The following is a 22,741-nucleotide window of genomic DNA, read 5'->3' as shown; positions in this document are numbered from 1 at the left end:
ACATTGACGTTCACTCCGAGGACATTCCATGTGGCAAGAAGAGCGATACCAGAGGATCCGGCTTCTGTTATCGAAGATGCAGCGGGTTTCCACCGACCGGATCATGGCCGACCTGAACGTGTCGCGGGAAACCGTGCGTCGCGATCTCGTCGATCTCGAGGCGCTCGGTGAACTGAAGCGCGTGCACGGCGGCGCGGTGCAGGTGGGCGACGAAGCGCCGATCGCCGAACGCGCGCAGACCCACGTGAAGGCGAAGCTGGCGATCGCGCGCGCGGCGGCCAGGCTGGTCACGGGCTCGCAGACGCTGTTCATCGATGCGGGCACGACCACGACGCTGCTGGCCGAGGAACTGGCGAAGCTGTCGGGCCTCACGATCGTCACGAACTCGATCGACGTCGCGCTGAAGATGCGGTCGAGCGACCCGGGGCAGGCGAGGAACGAGACGATCCTGCTCGGCGGGATGATCGGCACCCGTGCGGCCGCGACCGTCGGCGACGGCACGGTCGCCGAGATCTTCCGCTATCGCGCCGACCTCGCGCTGCTGTCGCCGGTCGGCGTCGATGCCGTCCGCGGCGCGACCAATTACGACCGGATGGAAACCGAAGTGGCGCGCGCGATGGTGAGCAACGCGGCGGACGTCGCGATCCTGGCCGATTTCAGCAAGCTCGGCACGAACAGCCGGATCAGCTTCTGCGAGCCGGCGCGGATCGGCGCACTGGTGACGGACGCGAAGGCGGAATCGGTCGACAGCTTCAAGAGCCTGAAGAAGGTCATCAAGAACATCGTGCTGTCGTAGCGCCGGGCACGATCGGCCGGCGTTATGCCGCCCATGCGGCGCGCATTCCGCCGGCCGGTTTTTTCCCGGCGTAATATATCCGCCGATACGACGCAGGCCTGCCCACCGGCAGGCCGTCATGGAGGCGGGCGATGGAGAGGGCAGGGACGGCGGCGCTTTCGGCGCAGCAGGTGCAACAGGCGCAACACGTGCAACACGTGCAACACGTGCAACCGGCGGCGGCAGGCTCGGTCGCGCTGACGGGCGCATTCGTGCGGCCGATGACGGTGACGCTCGACGATCTGCGCCGGCACGCGAGCGCGGCGGCGGAGCCGTTCGACCTGCGCTGCTTCACGACGAATCGCTTCATCCGCTCGGTCGCGCCGTATCGCGGCGCACGGCTGAAGGACCTGCTCGACGCGGCCGGGCTGCGCAACGACACGCCGGGCGACTTCAAGCGCATGGTGTTCATCGCGCATGCGCACGACGGTTACGCGGTCACGTTTTCCTGGCATGAACTGTTCAATACGCCGGTCGGCGAACACGTGATCGTCGCGTTCGAATGCGGCGACGCGCCGCTGTCGATCGACGACGGCGCGCCGCTGCTGTTCTCGGGCGCCGACCTCCTGCCCGCGCCGCGCCATGTTAAGCGGCTGGCCGGCATCGTCGCCCGCGTGCTCGAGGTCTGAACCGGCGCGCGGGCGGCCGGCATGCGTCGCATCGGCCATCGTGTATGCTTGCCCGCATCGTTCAAAGGGCAGTACAACATGAAGACACCGGCACACCCCAAGCCTGAAGTGCGATTCAGGATGCGTATCCAGCAGGCCGACACGATCGCGCTCGGCCCGGGCAAGGTCGCGCTGCTCGAAGCCGTGCACGAACACGGTTCGATTTCGGCGGCGGCGCGCAGCCTGAAGATGTCGTACCGGCGTGCGTGGCTGCTGATGGACGAGCTGAACCGCTCGCTGAAATCGCCGGCGACGGTGTCCGAGCATGGCGGGCAGAGCGGTGGCGGCAGCGTGCTCACGCCGGTCGGCGAGGAGATCATCCGCCTCTATCGCGGGATCGAGGCGCGCGCCTACGCGGCGTGTGCCGACGAAATCGCCGCGCTCACGAAAATGGTGCGGCGCTGAAGCGCGGGGCCTGTTGACGCCGACGACGCGCTTGCATCGACCCGCTGAAGGGCAGAAGGAGCGCGTCGAAGCGAATCAGGTCTAGCCGTGCCGCAGGCAGAAGCGCGGCGTGCCGCCGGCGGCGGCATCCGGCGCCATGACGTCGCGCGCCTGTGCATCGAGCCGCCCGATCAGTTCGACGAAGCTGGCGGCGCTGGCCGTCCGCAGCGGGTAGTACGCGACGTGGTGGCGTTCGCAGATGCGCTTGAGCAGGTTCATCGAATCGTGGTCGATGCAGTCGACCGGGAACACGACCATGTGCGCGCCCGGTAGCGCGGCGGCCAGCAGGCTCTTGCGATCCTCGATACCGCCGTCATGCAGCGTCACGTCACCGCCCGCCGTTTCGACGATCCGCCTGATCGCACGGTTCGAGCCCGGGCGTCCGCCGACGTAGACCAGACGCGTGCCCCGCAGGATCGACAGCGGATCGGCCGCGTGTTCGGCGGGATCGTCCGCCGACGCCTGCACCGCCTGTTCGATCGCGCTCGCTTCGGCGCGCAGCGTCTTCACCATCGCCATCAGGTCGTCGAGCCGTGCACGCATCGCGCGTGCGCTCGCCTGTTCCGCGGCGATCCGCTGCTCGGCCGCCTCGCGGCGGCTCGTGTGCAGTGCGAGTCGCTCATCGCGCGCGGCCAGTGCCTCGCGCAGTTCGTGGACTTCGTCGCGCAATGCGCTTTCAGCCGCCGGCGGCTGTGCGTTCCGGCGCGCAACGAGGGCATCCCGCTCCTGCAGTGCTGCGTCGCGCTGCGCGCTCATTTCTTGCAGGCGCGCCTGCTGCCGGTCGATCTTCGCGTGCAGCGCCGCATTCTCCTCCTCCAGCGCGACCAGCCGCCGGATATCGGCGCGATTGGCCGCGCCGACCAGGTGCGACAGCATGTGCAGGTCGCCGAACGCGGCCTGGCGCACGGCCATCGTCGTGCGCGGATGCGTCATCAGCGCCCAGTAGGCGGGCGGGATGTCGCCGCTCTTCAGCGCATCCTTCCAGCGCGCAAGGAGGTCATCCGCATCCGGTGCGCTGTCGAATGCGCGGATTGCGCCGGCGTAACGCTCGTCGAGCGCCTTGTGCAATGCCTTGGCGCCGGCCGTGCCGTCGATCGCGAGCTCGACGGCGGCGTGATGGATGTCGAGGTCGGTCGCGTGCTGGCGGTCGAGGTCGGTGTATTTCGGCACGAGCCTGCGCAGCTCGTGCGTGGTCAGGCAGGTGCCGATGATCGAACAGTGCAGGTTTGCATCGAGCTCGGACAGGCGCGTGCGGCGCTTCAGCTCGGTCAGTTGCGCGCGCGACGGCGCGCAGCATGCGTCGACCCGCGTGCCGGTTGCCGCGGGCAGATTACCGCCGGGCGACGAGAGATCGGCCGTGCGGGCAAGGCGAAAGGGCGGAACGTGCATGTTGACCTCTGTCCGGCATGGTCGGGCCGGGGACGGATGCGCGAAAGATTCGCGAAATATACCACGGGATATAACGAACGAAATTCGGGGGGAAATCACCGGGTAATGCGGTGTGGTGCGGTGTGGTGCGGCGCGGCGTGGTGCGGTCAGCAGAGCGCGGTTGGGCGGTCGGTGAGCAGCAGGGCGGCGGAGGGCGATGCCGGGGCGGACGGTGAAACGAGGCGCGATGCCGGCGCGTGCCGCTCCATCACGTACTCGACGCACAGCCCGACGAACAGCACGTCGACGCGCTCCAGCGCGGCGACCGCGTCGCGCATCGCTGCCGGGTCGTTGCTGAACGAATCGGAGAACACGTCGTCGCGTGTGCGTTCGAGGCGGCGCGCCTGGCCGATCGCCCGTTCGAGTTCGGGCAGGCGCGTGAAGCGGGCAGTGCGTGCGTCGTCTTCGAGCGTGGACAGCAGTTCACGAAAGCCCATCGCGGACAGCGCATCGTCCTGCGCGTTTTCAGCGTGCGCAGCCGAGAACAGCCGGATGAAGCGCACGACGCTGCCGCGCAGGCGCCGGAACGCGTCGACGACATCCGTGACCTGCTGCGCACGTGCGTCGCTCGACAGCGGCCTGAGCGCACTGATCTTGTGCGCGAGCGGCTGTTCCCGTGCGGTGCGCTGCGGGGCGCGATCCGTCGGCGTGCGGGGCATGGCGAATCTCCGGAAGTGCTGGTTGCGATATATTCTGCGGAACATATCGAGTGCGCAAAAAAAACGGCACCGTGCACGAGACATGGTGCCGTCAGCGGCCCTGGTAACGGCCCTCGCAATGGCCTTCGCAACGGCCTTCGTAACGGCCCGAGCAACAGCCGCAACAACCGCCCCAACAACCGCCCCAACAACCGCCCCAACAACCGCCCCAACAACCGCCCCAACAACCGCCCGAGCCTGTCGATGTCGCGCCCGACCGTTCCGAACGCGACCGCGACGCCGAGGACCACGCTGTCGCACAAGGGCTGCGCGCGGCGCCCGGCCCCCATCGGGCACATCCGCCCGCGTTCGTGAATACGCCCGCGCCTAATGCGGCCGCGTGAGCGCCGCCGGCAGCACGGCGGCCCGGGCGCCGGCCGATTCGTCCACGGTCGTCCTGCCGCCGTCCCGAAAGAACGCCTGCTCGGCGACATTGTTCATCACGAGGATGCTGATGCGGCGATTGGTCGGCTCGTCCGCGACGTTCCGGTCGAGCGGCAGGACATCCGCGAGCCCGCGCACCTGGAGCAGCTTTTCTTCCCGCAATCCGCCCGCGACCAGCGCGCGCCGCGCGGCGTTCGCGCGATCGCTGGAGAGCTCCCAGTTCGAATAGCCCGTGGGGCCGTCGCGATACGGCGTCGAATCGGTATGGCCCGCAATCGACACGCGGTTGTCGACATCGTCGAGTGCCGTACCGATCTGGGTGAGGATGGCGGTGGCATACCCTTCGGGTTGCGAACTGCCCGACGCGAACATCGGGCGCTTGAGCGAATCGACGATCTCGATGCGCAAGCCCTCGTGAGTGATCGCGATCCGGATCTGGTCCTGGTACGCGCGCAATGACGGGCTTTGTGCAATCGCCGCGGTCAGCTTCGCCTTCAGGCGCTCGAGCTTTTGCGTATCGACGATGTCGGCAGCGGCCGCGGGCGAGCTGGCCGGCACCGGTTGCGCTTTCGCGTCGATGGCCGGCGCCGGGTCCGACAGGTCGCGGCCGCCACCCTGCACGATGCTCGGGCGCGGCGCCTGTGCGTCTTTCCCGCCGGACAGGAGCGTCGACAGCGGCGTGTTGAAGTAATCCTCGATCCCCTGCTTGTCGTACTTGGACACCGAGCCGAGCAGCCACATCAGCAGGAAGAACGCCATCATCGCCGTGACGAAATCGGCGTAGGCGATTTTCCAGGCGCCGCCGTGGTGGGCGTCGTGGTCCTCGCCTTTCTTGCGGCGCACGACGACGAGCGGTGCCGATGCGGACTGTTTCGACGGGTTGGAGCGATGGTCGGCCATGGCGCCTCCGTTATGCGGGCCTGGGCGACTTCGTCGCGCGGACGGCCTCGTCGAGCTCCTTGAAGCTCGGGCGATCGGCCGTGAACAGCACCTTGCGGCCGAACTCCACCGCCACCGCCGGCGCGTAGCCGCTCATCGACGCGAGCAGCACGGCCTTCACGCACTGGAACGGCTTGGCCGCGGCGCGGCCCTTCGCATTGAGCAGATCCGCGAGCGGGCCGACGAAGCCGTATGCGAGCAGGATGCCGAGGAACGTGCCGACGAGCGCGCCGGCGATCATCTTGCCGAGCACGGCGGGCGGCGCGCCGACCGAGCCCATCGTATGCACGACACCCATCACCGCCGCGACGATGCCGAACGCCGGCAGGCCGTCCGCCATCTTCTGGATCGCGTTGGCCGCGACGGACGCCTCCGCATGGTGCGTATGCAGTTCTTCGTCCATCAGGTCCTGCATCTCCAGCGCGTTCACGTTGCCGCCCGACATCATCCGCAGATAATCGACGATGAAGTCGAGCAGGTGATGGTCTTCGAGCACGTGCGAATACTTCTGGAACAGCGGGCTTTGTTCGGGTGCATCGACGTCGGCCTCGAGCGCCATCATGCCGTCCTTGCGCGCCTTCTGCAGCAGCTCGTACAGCAGCGCGATCAGTTCGACGTACTGCTGTTTCGTATAGCCGCCGCCCTTGAAACAGGTCGGCAGGCTCTTGATCGTCTTCTTCAGCGTCGCGACCGGATTGCTGACGACGAACGCACCCAGAGCGGCGCCGAAAATGCACAGCAGTTCGAACGGTTGCAGCAAGGCCGGCAAATGGCCGCCCACGCCGACAAAACTGCCGATCACCGATCCGATCACGACGATCCACCCGATGGCTACAAACATGATTACCTCTTGCGCGACTCGCGCTGCCGCATCTGTTGTCGAAAAGCGGGCGGGACGTCCGGCCATCCCGCTCCATGCCCGCGACGGCGCCGGATCGTTGCGTGTCGAATGCGATTCCGGCGGCCGTCCCGATGTATCGCAACGCGATGCCGGTCGGTGGGTGTTGATGCAATAACGGCGGTCGCCGGGGCGACTGAACCCGTGATTCCACGTAGCGCGCGCGATTCACGCGCGGCACACGTTTGCGAGCGGCGGTAGGCGCGATTTGCTTGATCGAAGTCAAAAATTGCGCGCCTTCGCGTGAATTTCCGTATGGATGCGGCCGGGAAACACGGCGGCGAATGACGCACCCATCGCCACGGAAGGCTTCGCGCGGAATGCCGGGGAACGCGGCGCATCGCCAGCCGGGTTCGCAGGCCGGCAGGGTTTTCATCAGGACATCCGGGGCGCCGCACGATCCATCATGGAGAAAGCACCGTCGCAGCCAACCGCAGGAGGGCGCACCGTGACGTCCGATCCCACTTCCTCGACCGCCTTCGTGTTCGCCGGCGGCGGCAGTCTCGGCGCGATCGAGGTCGGCATGCTCCGCGAGCTGGTCGCGAGCGGCGAACGGCCCGATTGCGTCGTCGGCGCGTCGGCGGGCGCGATCAACGCCGCCTATTTCGCCGGCCGGCCCGATGCGGACGGCGTCGCGATGCTCGCCGCGCTGTGGTGCCGGATCCGCCGCCAGGACATCATGCCGTTCTCGATGCGCAGCCTCGTCGCGATGCTGCTGCACAACCGGCCGCATCTGGTCGAGGCCGATGCGCTGCGCCTGCTGCTGGAAAGGAACCTGCCGTACCGGCGGATCGAGCAGGCCGCGTTGCCGCTCCACATCGTCGCGACCGACGTGCTGAACGGCCGGGAAGTCGTGCTGTCCGCCGGCCCGGTCGTGGATGCCGTGCAGGCCAGCGCGGCGATTCCCGGCGTGTTTCCGTCGGTCAGCATCGGCGGCGTGGAACTCGTCGACGGCGGCGTCGCGAACAATACGCCGATCTCCGTTGCGATCGCGCTCGGCGTCAAGCGGATCGTCGTGCTGCCGGCCGGGTTCGCCTGCGCGTTGCGCGTACCGCCGCGCAGCGCGATCGCGCATGCGACGCACGCGCTGACGCTCGTGATCGCGCGGCAACTGGTGCGCGATCTGGAGTTGTACGGGGCACGCGCGCAAATCCACGTCGTGCCGCCGCTCTGTCCGCTCGACGTGTCGTCATACGATTACTCGCAGTGTGCGCAGCTGATCGACAAGGCCGCGGAACGCACGCGTGCGTGGATCGACGCGGGGGGGCTCGCGCAGTGCGCGATTCCGGGCCAGCTTCGCGAGCACGACCATGCCGCCGAGCTGTCGCACTGAGGGTTGCTCACGCGCCGTGAAATCCCATGATCGGCGCACGTCGAACACTCCGGCGCTCTCCCCGAAGAACAAAAAAAAGCGGCACCGCGCAGAGACACGGTGCCGCCAACGGCCCGAACGGCCGCACTGGTCAGTCGATCGCGCGCATCGCGTGGCGCAGTTCCTGATAGCTGCGCAGCCCCGCGACGCCGAGTTCGCGGCCGATTCCGCTGAGCCCGAACCCGCCCCAGCACACGTGCGGATAGATCAGCTGCGGTGCGTTGATCCACACGAGCCCCGCCCGCACGCGCTGCTGGAACTGCTTCGCGATACCGGCATCGCGCGTCACGACGGTCGCGACGAGCCCGTAGCGCGTGTCGTTCGCGAGCGCAATCGCTTCGTCGTCGGTGCGGAACGATTTCACGCACGCGACGGGGCCGAACACTTCGTCGGTCCACAGCGGGTTGTCGGTGGCGGGCTCGGCGATCACGACGGGCGCCATGAAGAAGCCCGCACCGCCGGCATCCGTCACCCGGCCGCTGAAGGCGACGCGTGCGCCCGCCTCGATGCCGTGCTGGAGCATCGCTTCGACGCGCGCGCGCTGCGCGGCCGAGATCAGCGGCCCCATCGCGACCTGTTCCGCGGCGGGCGGCGCGACGACGAGCGCACGCACGGCCGTCTCGAACGCGGCCATGAAGCTGCGGTACACGCTGTCGTGCACGAGGATGCGCGCGGTGGCCGAGCACATCTGGCCCGCGTTCGTGAACGCGCCCGCAACCGCGAGCGACACCGCGACGTCGAGATCGGCGTCGTCGCGCACGATCAGCGACGACTTGCCGCCGAGTTCGAGCGTCACGCGCTTCATGTCGACGGCCGCGGCCTGCATGACCTTGCGGCCGGCCGCCGTGCTGCCGGTAAACGAAATCTTGTCGATCAGCGGATGCGCGGTCAGCGCCGCGCCGACCTCGGCGCCGCCGTTCACGACGTTGACGACGCCGGCCGGCAGCCCCGCTTGCTCGACGATCTCGAGCAGCGCGTGCTCGGTCGGCGACGTGAGTTCGGACGGCTTCAGCACGACCGCGCAGCCGGCCGCGAGCGCGGGCGCGAGCTTCCACGCGGTCGTGACCATCGGGAAGTTCCACGGCATGACGAGCGCCGCGACGCCGACCGCGTCGTAAAAGCGTTCGGCCGTGACGGCGTCGCTCGGCAGCGCGACCGGTTCGGCCGCGAACAGTGCCGGGTCTTCGCACAGCTTCGCGTAGTACGCGAACGTGGCGGCGACGTCGCCGACATCGGCCTCGGCCTCGAACGGCGGCTTGCCGCTCACCTGCATCTGCAGCGCCGCCAGGCGGTCGCGCGATGCCTCGACGCGTTCGGCGATCGTCGCGAGCATCCGGCCGCGTTCGGCCGGCGGCGTGTCGCGCCAGCCGGCGAATGCGTCGCGCGCGGCACGCACCGCGGCGTCGACGTGCGCGGCCGTCGCGAATTCCTGCCAGCCGATCGCGTCGCCGGTCGACGCGTTGAAGATCGGTGCGCCCGCCTTGTCGGAATGCGTGTGCACGGACTGCCCGGCGATGCGGGCGGCGGGCAGCACGAACGTCGCGGCGGAAGGGGAAAGCTCGGCGGTAGACATGAGGTTCATCCTGTCGAGGTCGGTCGGGTTAGCGGTAGGCGACGCCCGGCATCACGCAGAGCATCTCGAACGCGAGGTTCGCGCCCGTGAGCGCGGTGGTGCCGGTCGGATCGTACGGCGGCGCGACTTCGACGAGATCCGCGCCGACGATGTTCAGGCCCTTCATCCCGCGGATGATTTCCAGGCCCTGCTGCACGGTGAGGCCGCCGATTTCCGGCGTGCCGGTGCCGGGCGCGAACGACGGGTCGAGGCCGTCGATGTCGAAGCTGAGATACACCGGCGTATCGCCGACGCGTTCGCGCACCTGCGCCATCAACGGCGCGAGCGACTTGTTCCAGCATTCCTCCGCCTGCACGACGGTGAAGTCCTGCTGGCGGCACCAGTCGAAATCGTCCGCGTGGTAGCCGGTGCCGCGCAGGCCGATCTGCGTGACCTTGTCGCATTGCAGCAGCCCGTCTTCCACCGCGCGGCGGAACGGCGTGCCGTGCGCGATCTTCTCGCCGAACATCGTGTCGTTCACGTCCGCGTGCGCGTCGACGTGGACGACGGCGACCTTGCCGTACTTCTTATGCAGCGCGCGCAGGATCGGCCACGCGATCGTGTGGTCGCCGCCGAGCGTGATCGGCCGGCAGCCGTTCGCGACGATCTCGTCGTATGCCTCTTCGATGCGGCGCACCGAGTCCTTCAGGTCGTACGGGTTGGTCGCGACGTCGCCGATGTCGGCCACCTGCAGCGAATCGAACGGTGCGGCGCGGGTGGCCATGTTGTACGGGCGCAGCAGCACGGATTCGGTGCGGATCTGGCGCGGGCCGAAGCGCGAGCCCGAGCGGTTCGACGTGCCGAGGTCGAGCGGCACGCCGACGAAGCACACGTCGAGGCCGTCGGTCGTCTCGGCTTGCGGCAGGCGCATCATCGTGGCGATGCCGCCGAAGCGCGGCATCTCGTTGCCGCCCATCGGTTGATTGAGTTCGCGGGGCATGGGGCCGTCTCCTTTATCTGAGGTAAAGCGATCGGCCGATGGTAGAGGAGAACGCCCGCGCGAAGATTTTGAAGTCGCAACGTTTACATCGACGGGGCTCGATGCAAGTGGCGCCGCCGCATCGACGCGGCGCAACCGAACGCGGCCGCGCGGCCAGGTCAGGCCGGATCAGGTCGGCGCGAGAGGGCCGGCGGCGCGACGCCGTCGTGCGGGCCGGAGGAAGGGAACGCGGTGGTCGCCGAACCCCATGCGGCGAGTTCGCGCTTCGTGCGCACGCCGAGCTTCGCGAACGCGCGCTTCACGTACGACTCGGCCGACGCGACGCGCACACCGAGGATCTCCGCCGTTTCCGGCACGGTCTTGCCGGAAAGCAGGTGCTTGCAGGTTTCGTATTCGCGCTTCGACAGCTTCACGCCGTCGGCCGCGATGCGCGCGTCGAACTGCGCGAGCGGATGGACTTCGGGTGTCGGGTGCGCAATGCGCCGCGCGGCCGTGGTCGACGCATGAAGTTCGAGCAGCGGGAACAGCACGTCGCTGATGCTGCGAAAGCGGTTCATCTCGGCGAGCGTGAACGGCGGCCGGTCGCGGCCGCGCTCCAGCGCGATCGAATGCTGCGAATAACGCGTGCCGCGTGCGAGCACGCATTCGTGGCCGATCTGCACGTCGTCGAACAGCCGCTGGCGGAATTCGCCGGGCGGGATCGCCGCGATGTCGCGCACGACGAGCATCGTGCCCGTCTTGCCGCGCAGCCCCGCGAACAGCGGGTCGCTGTCGAGAAAGCGCTCGTAGTAGAGCGTCATCACGTCGGAGACGTCGGCGCTCGCCGCGCCGATGCCGCTGCTGCCGATCCATTCGCATCGGTAGCCGGTGGGCATCGAGCCGTCGACGCGCGAGCGTTCGACGTGCGCGACGTCGAGCGGCACCACTTCATTGAGCAGTTGCGTGAGGCGCGGCACGAAGTGCGGCGTGCCGACCGTCTCGATCAGCTCGCCCAGCGCCTTGAACGACACGTTGAAGCGGTCGTTGTCGCGGTGGAAGGGGTTCACGTTGAGCAGCATGCGGTTCCCCGGTGAAAAGCCGGCGGATTGTAGCGTCGGCCACGCAAAACGTCATTAGGGGGAAATCCCGGCAGGTGTCCTGGCGACCTGCCCGGCCCCGGAAAACACCGCTTGTCCCCCCCGGAGGGGGGCATACCGGGGCAGTGTAAATGAGTAACTTTGTCTCTGCTTTTTTCAATCAAGAGACGAAAGATTCTGATGACCAAACTGATCAAGGACATCCTGCCGCTCGGCGCAGGCATCGGCGAATTCACGAAGCTCGACTTCGGGATGGACGAAAGCGACTGGCGCGCGGCGGAAGGCAAGAGCGGCAACTACCTCATCGGCTGGTGGGAAGGCAAGGTCGGCTCGGTGGAGTTTCCGGAAACCGCGGCCGACGAAGCGGTGTGGCTCGTCGAGGGCCGGATCGCGCTGACCGACGTCGAAGGCAACCGCAAGGAATTCACGCCGGGCCAGGGCTACCTGCTGCCGGCCGGCTTCGCGGGCCGCTGGGAGACGATCGAGGACGCGAAGAAGTTCTACGTGCTGCTCGAGAAGTCGTGATGGCCGGAGCCGCCGCCGTGGTGTCGTCGTCCGTGTGACGCGCGCCCGGCGGCGGTTTCGTTTCCGCGTGTGATGGCAGGGATCATGGAAATGGAAGTCAAGGCAAGAGAGACTGCACCGGCGCAGGCGCACGCATTGCGTGGCGCGCCGGTCGCATTGGGCGTCGAGGCGGCGCTCGCGAATACGAAGCTGTTCCCGTACTGGCTCGACAACCCGGCCGCGCCGGCCACCGAGCCGGAACTCGTCGGCGACGTGAGCGCCGACCTGCTGATCGTCGGCGGCGGCTTCACCGGGCTGTGGTCGGCCGTGCAGGCGAAGGAACAGATGCCGCACCTGAACGTGGTGCTGATCGAGGCCGGCAAGGTCGCGCACGGTGCATCGGGCCGCGCGGGCGGGATCATCTCGACGTCGGTGATGCACGGCCTGCCGAATGCGGTGCGCGTGTTCCCGAACGACATCGCGCAGCTCGAGGCGTTCGGCCATCACAACCTCGACGGCTTCGAGGAAACGCTGAAGCGCTACGACATCGACGCCGACATCGAGTGGAACGGCGAGATGACGGTCGCGGTCGATCCCGAGCACATCGCGCACCTGAAGGGCGATTACGACCTGCATCGCGAGTACGGCCACAACGTCGTGCTGCTGAACCGCGACGAAACGCTCGAACAACTGAATTCACCGCTGTTCGCGGGCGCGCTGTGGTCGCGTAACCGCAGCGGCATCGTGCATCCGGCGAAGCTCGCGTGGGGGCTGAAGCGCGCGGCGCTGTCGCTCGGCGTGAAGCTGTACGAGCACACGCCGCTCGTGACCGTGACCGACGAAGGCAGCACCGTGTTCGTGAAGACGCCGAAGGGCAGCCTGCGCGCGCCGCGCGTCGTGTTCGGCAGCGGCACCGCGAAGGTCGGGATTCCCGACATCAACCGCCGGGTGATGCAGGTGCGCGACCACGTGCTCGCCACCGAGCCGCTCACCGACGAGCAGCTCGCGCGGATCGGCTGGAAGAATCGCCAGGGCGTGTACGACACGCGCACGCAGCTCAACTATTTCCGCCTGACGAAGAACAACAACATCATCTTCGGCGGCCTGGTGAGTTATCACTTCGACGGCGATCCGGAACCGCATCAGGACGGCCAGCGCGAGACCTATTACCGGCTCGCGGAAGCGTTCTACCGCACCTTCCCGCAATTGAGCGACGTGCGCTTCTCGCATGCGTGGGGCGGCCCGATCGACTACTGTTCGCGCGGCTCGGTGTTCGCGAAGCGCTATCTCGGCGACAAGGCCGTGTTCGTCGCCGGCTATACGGGTTTCGGCGTCGCGGCGAGCCGGTTCGGCGCGTTCATGGGGCTGAACATCCTGTTCGATCGCGACAGCCCCGAGCGCAAGCTCGACATCGCGAACCAGAGCCCGAGCTACATCCCGCCCGAGCCGATGCGCTGGGTCGCCGCGAAGATCACGTTCCATGCATTCGACGGCGCGGATGCGGAAGGCGGCTGGAAACGCGCGTGGATCAGCGGCATCAAGGCGATGGGCTTCCCGATGTAAGCGACACGGCGGCCCGGGCCGGGCCGCCGCCATACCCGACTCCCTCGAGGAGACGGTCCGCGCCGCGGACACGGAGAGAGACACCGAATGAACGTAGTGAACCTGCAGGACGAAGCGCGACAGGAAAGCGCGCGGTTCGTCGTCGTGATGCTGCTGCTCGGCATCCTCGGGCCGACGGTCTTCCTCGGCCTGCCCGCGATCGTCGGGCAGGTCGAACGCCATTGGGGCTTCGGCGAAGCGGCGCTCGGGCTGTCGAGCTTCATCGAGGTGCTCGGCGAATCGACGGGCACGCTGCTCGTCGCGTTCGTGCTCGGCCGCCAGCCGGTGCGGTGGGTGCTCGCGGGCGCGGTGACGCTCGCGGCCGGCGCGAACCTCGGCACGCTCGCGACGCACGGGCTCGTCGCGTATTCCGCGTTGCAGTTCATCGCGGGCGTCGGCTCGGGCGGGCTGAACGGGATCGCGCTGCGCTACCTGTCGTACTCGCGCGCGCCGGAACGCAATCTCGGGATCATGCTGATGGGGCAGGTGACGTGGAGCATGGTGCTGCTGGCCTACATCTTCCCGATGCTGAGCGACGCATGGGGCGCGCACGGCGTGTTCGGTTTCGTCGCATGCGTGCTCGGCGTATTCGTGCTCGCGACGCCGCTGTTTCGCCGGGGCGAGACGCTGGCCGCCCCGGCACCGGCCGGCGTCGCCGGCCGCATCGACCGCCGGGGCGCGATGCTCGTGCTGTGCGCGCAGCTCGCGCTGTACGGCGGTGTCGGCGTCGTGTGGACCTTCCTCGAGAAGATCGGCACCGCGGCGGGCCTGAGCGGCAGGTCGGTGTCGCTCGTGCTCGGCATCGCGAACATCGCGAGCCTCGTGATCTGCGCGGCGATGCCGAAGCTCGGCGCGGGCGCGGGCCTGCGCCGCTGGGCGCTCGTCAACCTCGGCGGCTGCGCGGTCGCGGCCGTGCTGCTCGCGATGCCGGCATCGGCCATGACGTTCACGCTCGGCGCGGTCGTGTTCATCGGCTGCTGGACCGGCGGCGCGCTGCTGATCTACGCGACGATTCCGCAGTACGACCTGGTCGGCAAGTCGGCCGCGCTGTCGCCGGGCTGCGTCGCGCTCGGCTACGGCGTCGGCTCGGTCGCGGGCGGCTCGCTGATCGAGCGCGCAGGCACGCAGTCGGCGCTGATCGCGGCGATCGTGCTGTGCGCGGTGGCGTTCCTGTGCTACCGGCGGCTGCGGCCGGCCGTGTTCGGCATGGAACGCGCGCTCGCGGTGGCACCTGAATGACGGTTTCGACGCGCGCCGTTGCCGATGGCGGCGCGCGTCCGGTCCGGTTCATCGGCGAAGGCGGCGGGCGTGGCGCGCGATGCGCGTCGTGCCGGCCGGGCAACGCGCACACGCGCAGCGGCTTCAAGCATGTTCTCGAATACTTCCGATCTCGATCTCCGGCTCATCCGGGTCTTTCTGGCCGTCGTCGACGCACGCGGCATCACGGCCGCCGAGGCGTCGCTCGGCGTGCGGCAGTCGACCATCAGCACGCAACTGTCGGCGCTCGAAGCGCGCGTCGGCTTCAAGCTCTGCGATCGCGGGCGCGGCGGCTTTCGCCTGACGTCGAAGGGCGAACGCTTCGCGGCCACCGCGCGCACGCTCGTCGCGGCGACCTCCGAATTCGTCGCGCGCGTGCGCGACATCGACCGCAAGCTGGTCGGCACGTTGTCGATCGGCCTGATCGGCCAGGCGCCGCTCGTCGAGAACGCGCGCGTGGCCGATGCGATCGGCGCATTCCGCAAGCGCGACCAGGCCGTCACGTTCGCGATGAAGGTCGCGTCGCCGCAGGAACTCGAGGAAAGCCTCGTCAACAACCAGCTCGATCTCGCGATCGGGTATTTCTGGCATCGCGTGCCCGGGCTGCTCTACACGCCGCTGTTCACCGAGCAGCAGGTGATCTACTGCGGGCGCGGGCATCCGCTGTTCCATGCGTCGCGGCCCGTGACGGCGGACGACCTGCAACTGCACGACTGGGTGTGGCGCACCTATCCGGTGCCGGAGGAGCAGTATCCGCTGCCCGAGCGGCGCGTGACCGCGAGCGCGGACAGCATCGAGGCCGCGACGATCCTGATCCTGTCGGGCGGCCATCTCGGCTACCTGCCTGCGCACTACGCGGAGCCGTTCGAGCAGCGCGGGCTCGTGAAGGCCGTCGGCCGCGCAACGTTCAGCTTCGACGTGCCGCTGCATCTCGCGATGAAGCGCAGCACGAGCGACAAGCCGATCGTCGACGCGTTCTGCGAGGACCTGCTGCGCGCCTTCAACATCAAGGCGGCCGCGCTGGCCGCGTAAATCCAGGCCGCGCGTTCAGCAGTCGACGAGTACCCAGTCGAACAGCTCGCGGCGCGTGCGCACGCCGAGCTTCGCGAACGCGCGCTTCACGTACGACTCGGCCGTCGACAGCTTCACGTCGAGCTGCTGCGCGGCCTCGGGCACCGAGCGCCCGCACAGCATCAGCCGGCAGATCTCGTGCTCGCGGCGCGACAGCTGCACGTCCTGCCGTTCGAGGCGCGCATCGAAGCTCGCCTGCGACGCGGCATTCACCGACACTGCCGCCACGCGCCGCGCCGCACAGGTGCGCGCATGCAGCTCGAACATCGGGAACAGCAGGTCGACCATCTGCCGGAAGTGAAACAGCTCGTCCGTGGTGAACGCGGCGCGCCCGACCGTGCGCGCGAGCCCGAGCGCGTATTGCAGGTGCGCGTTGCCGTGCACGAGCAGGCATTCCTGCCCGATGCCGGGCTCGTCGAAGATCCGGCGGCGGAACTCGCCCTGCGCGATGCCGTCGACATGGCGCTGCACGAGCAGCGTGCCGGGTTTGCCGCGCAGCGGCGCGACCAGCGGATCGGCCTGGCAATAGTCCTGGTAGTAGATATCCATCACGCGCAGCGTATCGGCCGCGAAGCGCAGGCTGCCGCTGCCGAGCCATTCGACGACGAAACCCGACGTGCTGCCCGTATCGGCGCGCCAGCGCTCGAGGTGCACGGCGTCGGCGTCGATGCTGTCGTTGACGAACTCCGTGACCGCGCCGACGAAATCCGGCGTGCCGACCGCGCGCAGCGTCGCGCCGAGTGAGTCGGGACGCACGCCGATCAGGTAGTGGCCGCGGGCGGCAGGGTCGGGCTGGAGAAGTCGCATGGTCGGACGAAGGCGGTCGGGGGACAGCGCGACGTTACGCGAACGCCGTGCACGCGTCAGCCGGGAATTCACCGGATCACCCCCACGGATTTCGTGCGTTGTCCCCAAAACGACGACAAGACCGAACGCGCGGCGGCCGGAATTCGCGGAAGCCCCGGCGGCGGGGGGGCATACCGGCGCGAATCGTCTGCCTATAGTGAAAGCACTTCGAAAACCTGATGACCAGAAAGGACAGGCCATGCAGATGCAACCGACGCACGCCGCCACGACGCCGGCGGATTTCGTTCTGACCAACGCGAAGGTCTATACCGTCGATCCGCACAAGCCCTGGGCGCAGGCCGTCGCCGTGCGCGACGGCCGGATCGTCCATGTCGGCGACACGGCGGCCGTGCAGGCGTACGTCGGCGCGCGGACGAAGGTCGTCGACGCGGCCGGCCGGCTCGTGCTGCCGGGCTTCGTCGAATCGCACTGGCACTTCGAGACGACCGCGTTCGCGTTCCAGGCGTTCGTGAACGACGAGGATCCGCAGAAGGTGCTCGGCGCGCTGCGCGCGTATGTCGAATCGCATCCGGACGAGCCGGCGATCACCGGGATGGGCTGGGTGCAGGCGACGATTCCGCCCGCGCTGCTGCGCAAGGAGACGCTCGACGCGATCTGCGCGGATCGCCCCGTGTGCCTGCTGTCGACCGATTTCCATACGATGTGGGTGAACTCGAAGGCGCTGGAGATCGCCGGCATCGACGCGTCGACGCCGCCCGTGCAGGAGGGCGCGAGCTGGTTCGAGAAGGACGCGGCGACCGGCGAGCCGACCGGCCTGATCGTCGACGGCGCCGCGTATTCGTTGCTGATGCAGCGGATCAGCGCGGCCGGCCTGCTGCCGATCGGCATCGACCTGTACCTGAAATCGATCCCGCCGTGGCAGAAGAAGCTGTGCGCGGCCGGCGTGACGACCGTGTTCGACGCGGGCTTCTTCGACGCGAGCGGCGACCAGTCGCTGCTGTACGAGACGCTGCAGACGATGGAGCGCGCGGGCGACCTGAAGCTGCGGGTGGTCGGCAGCGTCGCGGTGATCGGCGAGATCGACGATCCGGTCGGCACGCTTGTCCGGTATCGTGAGCAGTACGATTCGCCGCTCGTGAAGGCGCGCGCATTGAAGCTGTTCCTCGACGGCACCGAGGCGAACCACACCGCGTACCTGCTCGAACCGTACGCGGACCGCCCGGACACCTGCGGTGCGCCGACGATGCCGGCCGACACGTTCAACCGCTACCTGGTCGAGGCCGATCGCGCGAACGCGAACGTGATGGTCCATTGCGTCGGCGACGCGGCCGTGCGGATGGCGCTCGACGGCTTCGACGCGGTCAACCGCACGAACCCGCCGCGCGACCGCCGCCACGTGATCACGCACGCGTTCCTCACGCATCCGGACGACATCCCGCGCTTTCGCCGCGCGGGCGTGATGGCGAACACGCAGCTGCAATGGGGCGTGGTCGACGCGTACACCGAGCAGTTGCGCGACCACTACGGCCACGAGCGCTGGAGCAGCATGTACAAGTTCCGCACGTTCCTCGACGAAGGCGTGACGGTGTCGATCGGCATGGACGGCCTCGCATGCCAGTGCCGCTGCCAGCACAAGCCGCTCGAACACATCGAGTCGGGCCATACGCGCCAGCTCGCGGGCGAGCCCGATGCGCCGGTGTTCCCGGACATCGCCGAGCGCCTGAGCATTCCGCAACTGATCGCCGCGTACACGATCCACGGCGCGTACCAGCTCGGGATGGAGCACGAGGTCGGCTCGCTGACGCCCGGCAAGCGCGCGGATCTCGTCGTGCTCGAGAACGACCTGTTCGAGGTCGGCCAGTACGACATCGGCCGCATCGACGTCGGGCTGACGATGATGGGCGGCCGCATCACGCACGTGGGCGACGATTTCGGCGCGCGCACGGGTATGCAGGCGTCCTGAAGGGGCATCCCGGCTGACGAAGCGGCGACGGAATCTTTCGGAATGCTTTCGTTTTTCGCGGCTCGGCGCATCCGGCCGGAAGCGGATGCGCCGATTGTGCGGCGTGTCCCCCTATTGGCAGGGCAGACCGGCCAATTTCCTCTGGCTACATTTTTCCGGACCGAAGCACACACCGTTCATTGCGAGCGGATCATGATATCGACGGAGGAAACCATGGCAGGGGATTGGAGCAGGCATCTGGGAACGGCATGCGCGGCGCTCGCGCTGGGCGGCGTGCTGTGGGCCGGCGCGCCGGTTGCGCGCGCGGCGGACGTCGTCAACGTGTACAACTGGGGCAACTCGATCGGCAAGGCGACGATCGCGAACTTCGAGAAGGCGACCGGCATCAAGGTCGTCTACCAGGAGTTCGATTCGAACGAGACGTTGCAGGCGAAGCTGCTGTCGGGCACGTCGGGTTACGACGTCGTCGTGCCGTCCGACATCTTCTGGGCGCGGCAGCTGCAGGCCGGCATCTTCCGCAAGATCGACAAGAGCCAGGTGCCGAACTACGGGCTGCTCGATCCGGAAATCCTGAAGGCGCTCGCGAAGGACGATCCGGGCAACCAGTACGGCATTCCGTGGACCTGGGGCACCGACGGGCTCGGGATGAACGTCGAGAAGGTGAAGGCGGCGCTCGGCAACGACGCGCCGCTCGACAGCTGGGCGCTGCTGTTCGACCCGAAGTACGCGCAGAAGCTGAAGCACTGCGGCGTGTCGGTGCTCGATTCGCCGGTCGATGCGTTCGGGATGGCGTTCGTCTACCTGAAGAAAGACCCGAACACGACGAACCCGGCCGACTACCAGGCCGCGTACGAACTGCTGAAGTCGGTGCGCCCGTACATCACGCAGTTCAATTCGAGCAGCTACATCAACGATCTCGCGGGCGGCGACATCTGCCTCGCGCTCGGCTGGTCGGGCGACGTGAACTCCGCGCGGATCGCGGCCGCTTCCGCGAAGAAGCCGTATCACATCAAGTACGTGATCCCGACCGAGGGCAGCGCGATGTGGTTCGACATGATGGCCGTGCCGAAGGATGCACCGCACCCGGACGCCGCGCTGAAGTTCGTCAACTTCGTGCTGTCGGAGAAGGAGAGTGCGAACCTGACCAACGACACGTCGTACCCGTCGGCCGTGCCGTCGTCGAAGCGCCTCGTGCGTGCCGAGGTAACGAGCGATCCGGCCGTGTTCCCGCCCACCGACGTGATCCGCAAGCTGAGCCTCAGCAAGCCGGTTCCGCCTGAGCTGATGCGTCTGCAGAACCGCCTCTGGACGAAGCTGAAGACCGAGTAAGCCGGCCGCCGCTTCCCCGCTTCCCGCACACCTTTCGCGCGCCCCGCCGCTGATCGCGGCGGGCGGGGGCGCGCTCGTCCCGACGACCACCCAGAACATGAAACTCAAACACATGACGGCGCTGTGTCTGCTCGCGTTCGACGCGACCACGGCATTCGCGCACACGCCGCAGGCGACCGATGCGAGCAGGATGAAGGCGCTGCAGGCGCAGGTCACCGCGCTGCAGCAGCAGGTGAACGCGCTGCGCGCGAGCATGCTGGCCGCGCAGGCGCCCGGCGCGGCGCCGGCCGCCAACGCAGCCAACGCAGCCACCGCAGCCACCGCAACATCGAGCGGCGCAAGGATCGGTTCGATCAACACGGCCGCCGCCGCCGCGCCGGCCGCCGATTCCGCACCGGCGTTCACGAACGACGACCTGCAGCAGATGCGCGAGCAGATCGCGAACGCGTCGCTGAAGGTCGACTCGCTGCAGGAAGCCGCGACGACCGGCCCGCTCGCGGGCCTGAGCATCACCGGCTACGTCGATCCCGTGTACCTGTTCAACCGCGCGCAGCGCACGTCCGGGTTCCAGTTCCTGAACCACGATCCGGGCGCGTACGACTACTTCAACAGCACGATCGGCGACGTCTACCTCGACATCAAGAAGACCTTCGGCGTCGGTCCGATGGCGCCGTCGGCGGAGGTCGTGATCCAGCCGAACCGCGGCTTCGGCAACGTGTTCAGCAATTCGCACGGCGGCATCGGCAACAACATCGTCACGCAGGCCGTGGTGACCGTGCCGCTCAGCACGACGCGCACCTTCGAGATCGGGATGATGCCGAGCCTCGCCGGCTACGAGGTGCAGCCGTCGACCCAGATGCTGACGCTCACGCACGGGCTGCTGTACGACTTCAGCGAACCGGGCAACCTGATCGGCGTCGGCCTGAAGGGCTCCAACGCGGCGATGACGCGCTTCTGGCAGGTCGTGATCGGCAACGAGGTGTTGCGCACCGCCGGCGCGATCGCGAACGCGGCGAACAACACGACCAAGACCAACTGGACGCCGACGATCACCGCGCGCTTCGACAACGCGACGTCGACCGCCTTCGACTTCGGCATTTCCGGGATGCTGGGCCGGCAGTCGCTGTTCTCGCCGTGCGCGACGGCGGGCGGTTACGGCTACCAGTGCAACGGCTCGTCGCCGACCGGCCTCTACAAGTACGTGGAAGCCGACGTGACCTATACGCACGACAAGACGCAGATCAACGCGCAGGTCGACTACGGCGAGCTGCAGAAGGGTGCGTGGAACGGCGGCACCGCACGCTGGTACGGGATGTCGCTGCTCGGCCATACGAAGTGGACGCAGGCATGGGTCGGCCGCATGGGCGCGACGCTGCGCTTCGACTACCTGAACAACACGTCGAACGGCGGCGGCGGCACGAACATCCAGTACGGGCTCGCGGGCGGCAATCCGTCGGTGAACGGGTCGAGCGGCTTCGGCATCGATCCGGCGTGCTTCCAGGGTTCGTCGACGAACGGCACAGAGTGCAAGGGCGCGCAGCGTTACGCGATCACGGCCGACCTGCTGTTCTATCCGACGCAGCAGATCACCGTGAAGCTCGAGTATCGCCACGACGCGGCGAACCATCCGGTGTTCCTGAAGAGCAACGGCACGTACGCGCGCAGCAACGACCTGGCCGGGATGCAGTTCATCTATTCGTTCTGACCGTTCTGACTGGTCTCGCCGTTCCGGCCGGCGCGCGTGCCGGCCGACCGGCTGCGCCATGCATCACGTTCCGGGCCGCGCGGGCCCGGCACGCATTCAACCCAGGAGATTTGACCTTGAAGCTGCACACCTTCGTGACCGACCTCACCGATCCGCACGAGCGCGGCCGCCTGATCGGCGCGCGTTTCGCCGCCGAGATTCGCGAGACGGTCGCGCTTTACCTCGCGTTCTTCCCGAAGCTCGGCATCGAGCCGCAGCGCGCGCGGGAGATCGGCGAAGCGAGCCTGGCCGCGCTCGGTGCGTGGTGCCCGCGCCTGGCCGCCGAAGTCGAGGCGATCGCCGACGGCGTCGACCTGCCGCGCTGGCAGCTCGCGTGCCTGAACGCGCGCACCGAGATTCTCGCGACCGCGCCCGCGTCGGCCGAAGGCGAGTGCTCGACGACCGTCTACGCGCCGGCCGGCCCGCACGCGCCGCGCACGCTGCAGACGTGGGACTGGCACGACAGCCTCGCGCCGCAGGGGCTGCTGATGCGGTTCGCGACGCCGCACGGCCGCACCGTCAAGCTGTTCTCCGAGTTCGGGATGCTCGCGAAGCTCGGCGTGAACAGCGCGGGGCTCGGGCTGCACTTCAACATCCTGCATCACGCGAGCGACAACGACAGTGCCGGTGTGCCCGTGCACGCGATCGCGCGGCGCCTGCTCGAGGATGCGACGACGGTGCAGGAGGCGATCGAGCTCGCACGGTCCGCGCGCGTGAGCGCGTCCACGGTGCTGACCGTGTTCACGCGGCATGACGCGAACCCGCGCGCGGCGAGCATCGAGCTGAGCCCGTCGGGAATCGGCGTGGTGGTGCCGCGCCCGGACGGCTGGCTGATGCATACGAACCACTTCCTCGATCGCGCGCTGAGCGGCGGCGAGTGCATGCCCGACAGCTCGACCACGCGCGAACGCTTCGCGCACCTGAACGAAGTCGTGAACGGGATGACGAGCGCCGATGTGCGCGAGCGCGCGGCGGCAATGTGCGGTGCGGCCGGCGATCAGGCCGTCGTATGTTTCCACGCCGATCCGTCGATGCCCGACACCGAGCGCTGGGAGACGCTGCTGACCGTCGGCATCGATACCGACGCGTGCGCACTCGACTACGCGGCGGGCAATCCGCACGATCTCGCGCGCGACGGGTTTCAGCGATTCTGACGCGGCACGCGGGCGG

20 protein-coding genes are annotated in these 22,741 nt (G+C 68.2%); 12 read left to right on the top strand and 8 right to left on the bottom strand.

Annotated features, from left to right (window positions below):
* Nucleotides 1–28 precede the first annotated feature (28 nt).
* The 3 genes from DPV74_RS00480 (at nt 29) to DPV74_RS00470 (ending at nt 1,908) form a co-directional block, all read left to right on the top strand.
* Nucleotides 29–796, top strand: a complete 768-nt coding sequence (locus DPV74_RS00480; RefSeq protein ID WP_027789869.1) for a DeoR/GlpR family DNA-binding transcription regulator — start codon at nt 29–31, stop codon at nt 794–796.
* A 131-nt stretch (nt 797–927) separates the two neighbouring features.
* On the top strand, nt 928–1,464 hold the full coding sequence (locus DPV74_RS00475; RefSeq protein WP_081080743.1) for a molybdopterin-dependent oxidoreductase: 537 nt from the start codon (nt 928–930) through the stop codon (nt 1,462–1,464).
* Nucleotides 1,465–1,584: 120 nt separating this feature from the next.
* Nucleotides 1,585–1,908: a winged helix-turn-helix domain-containing protein gene (locus tag DPV74_RS00470; protein ID WP_021159959.1), complete on the top strand. Its 324-nt coding sequence runs from the start codon at nt 1,585–1,587 to the stop codon at nt 1,906–1,908.
* 81 nt (nt 1,909–1,989) lie between these two features.
* On the opposite strand, the gene DPV74_RS00465 is transcribed toward DPV74_RS00470, so the two are convergent.
* The 4 genes from DPV74_RS00465 to motA all read right to left on the bottom strand — a co-directional run bounded on the left by DPV74_RS00465 (nt 1,990) and on the right by motA (nt 6,237).
* Nucleotides 1,990–3,336: a DUF2325 domain-containing protein gene (locus DPV74_RS00465; protein WP_119336302.1), complete on the bottom strand. Its 1,347-nt coding sequence runs from the start codon at nt 3,334–3,336 to the stop codon at nt 1,990–1,992.
* A 146-nt stretch (nt 3,337–3,482) separates the two neighbouring features.
* Nucleotides 3,483–4,034 (bottom strand): hypothetical protein, encoded by a 552-nt coding sequence (locus tag DPV74_RS00460; RefSeq protein ID WP_119336301.1) that lies wholly within the window; start codon nt 4,032–4,034, stop codon nt 3,483–3,485.
* A 366-nt stretch (nt 4,035–4,400) separates the two neighbouring features.
* Entirely contained in the window at nt 4,401–5,357 is a 957-nt protein-coding gene (motB, locus tag DPV74_RS00455; RefSeq protein WP_119336299.1) for a flagellar motor protein MotB, read from the bottom strand.
* 10 nt (nt 5,358–5,367) lie between these two features.
* Complete coding sequence (gene motA, locus DPV74_RS00450) at nt 5,368–6,237, bottom strand: flagellar motor stator protein MotA (RefSeq protein ID WP_048024585.1); 870 nt, start codon at nt 6,235–6,237, stop codon at nt 5,368–5,370.
* A 505-nt stretch (nt 6,238–6,742) separates the two neighbouring features.
* Between motA and DPV74_RS00445 the strand changes: the two genes are divergently transcribed.
* Entirely contained in the window at nt 6,743–7,627 is an 885-nt protein-coding gene (locus tag DPV74_RS00445) for a patatin-like phospholipase family protein (RefSeq protein ID WP_119336317.1), read from the top strand.
* A 130-nt stretch (nt 7,628–7,757) separates the two neighbouring features.
* On the opposite strand, the gene DPV74_RS00440 is transcribed toward DPV74_RS00445, so the two are convergent.
* From DPV74_RS00440 to DPV74_RS00430, 3 genes are all read right to left on the bottom strand, one after another.
* Nucleotides 7,758–9,239, bottom strand: a complete 1,482-nt coding sequence (locus DPV74_RS00440) for an aldehyde dehydrogenase family protein (protein ID WP_119336316.1) — start codon at nt 9,237–9,239, stop codon at nt 7,758–7,760.
* A gap of 28 nt (nt 9,240–9,267) precedes the next feature.
* The gene (speB, locus tag DPV74_RS00435; RefSeq protein ID WP_119336298.1) at nt 9,268–10,218 is read right to left on the bottom strand and encodes an agmatinase; all 951 of its coding nucleotides are present in this window, start codon (nt 10,216–10,218) and stop codon (nt 9,268–9,270) included.
* A 158-nt stretch (nt 10,219–10,376) separates the two neighbouring features.
* Nucleotides 10,377–11,276 carry a helix-turn-helix transcriptional regulator gene (locus tag DPV74_RS00430; RefSeq protein ID WP_119336297.1) on the bottom strand — a complete coding sequence of 300 codons (900 nt, stop codon included), beginning with the start codon at nt 11,274–11,276 and terminating at the stop codon, nt 10,377–10,379.
* A 198-nt stretch (nt 11,277–11,474) separates the two neighbouring features.
* On the opposite strand from DPV74_RS00430, the gene DPV74_RS00425 reads away from it, so the two are divergent.
* The 4 genes from DPV74_RS00425 (at nt 11,475) to DPV74_RS00410 (ending at nt 15,689) form a co-directional block, all read left to right on the top strand.
* Nucleotides 11,475–11,819: a cupin domain-containing protein gene (locus DPV74_RS00425; RefSeq protein ID WP_027789860.1), complete on the top strand. Its 345-nt coding sequence runs from the start codon at nt 11,475–11,477 to the stop codon at nt 11,817–11,819.
* 84 nt (nt 11,820–11,903) lie between these two features.
* Nucleotides 11,904–13,361, top strand: a complete 1,458-nt coding sequence (locus tag DPV74_RS00420) for an FAD-binding oxidoreductase (protein ID WP_119336296.1) — start codon at nt 11,904–11,906, stop codon at nt 13,359–13,361.
* 87 nt (nt 13,362–13,448) lie between these two features.
* Nucleotides 13,449–14,639: an MFS transporter gene (locus DPV74_RS00415; RefSeq protein ID WP_119336295.1), complete on the top strand. Its 1,191-nt coding sequence runs from the start codon at nt 13,449–13,451 to the stop codon at nt 14,637–14,639.
* 129 nt (nt 14,640–14,768) lie between these two features.
* A complete protein-coding gene (locus DPV74_RS00410; RefSeq protein WP_042975417.1) occupies nt 14,769–15,689 on the top strand; it encodes a LysR family transcriptional regulator in 921 nt (306 codons plus the stop codon).
* 15 nt (nt 15,690–15,704) lie between these two features.
* Here DPV74_RS00410 and DPV74_RS00405 read toward each other — a convergent pair whose 3' ends face one another.
* The gene (locus tag DPV74_RS00405; RefSeq protein WP_060085742.1) at nt 15,705–16,535 is read right to left on the bottom strand and encodes a helix-turn-helix transcriptional regulator; all 831 of its coding nucleotides are present in this window, start codon (nt 16,533–16,535) and stop codon (nt 15,705–15,707) included.
* Nucleotides 16,536–16,773: 238 nt separating this feature from the next.
* Between DPV74_RS00405 and DPV74_RS00400 the strand changes: the two genes are divergently transcribed.
* The 4 genes from DPV74_RS00400 to DPV74_RS00385 all read left to right on the top strand — a co-directional run bounded on the left by DPV74_RS00400 (nt 16,774) and on the right by DPV74_RS00385 (nt 22,725).
* Complete coding sequence (locus DPV74_RS00400) at nt 16,774–18,498, top strand: amidohydrolase (RefSeq protein ID WP_119336294.1); 1,725 nt, start codon at nt 16,774–16,776, stop codon at nt 18,496–18,498.
* Between the two features lie 213 nt (nt 18,499–18,711).
* On the top strand, nt 18,712–19,827 hold the full coding sequence (locus DPV74_RS00395; protein WP_119336293.1) for a polyamine ABC transporter substrate-binding protein: 1,116 nt from the start codon (nt 18,712–18,714) through the stop codon (nt 19,825–19,827).
* Nucleotides 19,828–19,924: 97 nt separating this feature from the next.
* A complete protein-coding gene (locus tag DPV74_RS00390; RefSeq protein WP_119336292.1) occupies nt 19,925–21,532 on the top strand; it encodes a DUF3138 family protein in 1,608 nt (535 codons plus the stop codon).
* A gap of 116 nt (nt 21,533–21,648) precedes the next feature.
* Nucleotides 21,649–22,725 carry a C45 family peptidase gene (locus DPV74_RS00385; RefSeq protein WP_119336291.1) on the top strand — a complete coding sequence of 359 codons (1,077 nt, stop codon included), beginning with the start codon at nt 21,649–21,651 and terminating at the stop codon, nt 22,723–22,725.
* Nucleotides 22,726–22,741 lie beyond the last annotated feature (16 nt).

It is taken from the genome of Burkholderia sp. HAN2018 (genome assembly GCF_024704855.1).
In the GTDB taxonomy this organism is placed as follows: domain Bacteria; phylum Pseudomonadota; class Gammaproteobacteria; order Burkholderiales; family Burkholderiaceae; genus Burkholderia; species Burkholderia cepacia.
The sequence above is the reverse complement of the archived record's forward strand: the minus strand, read 5'-3'. Positions and strand labels throughout refer to the sequence as shown.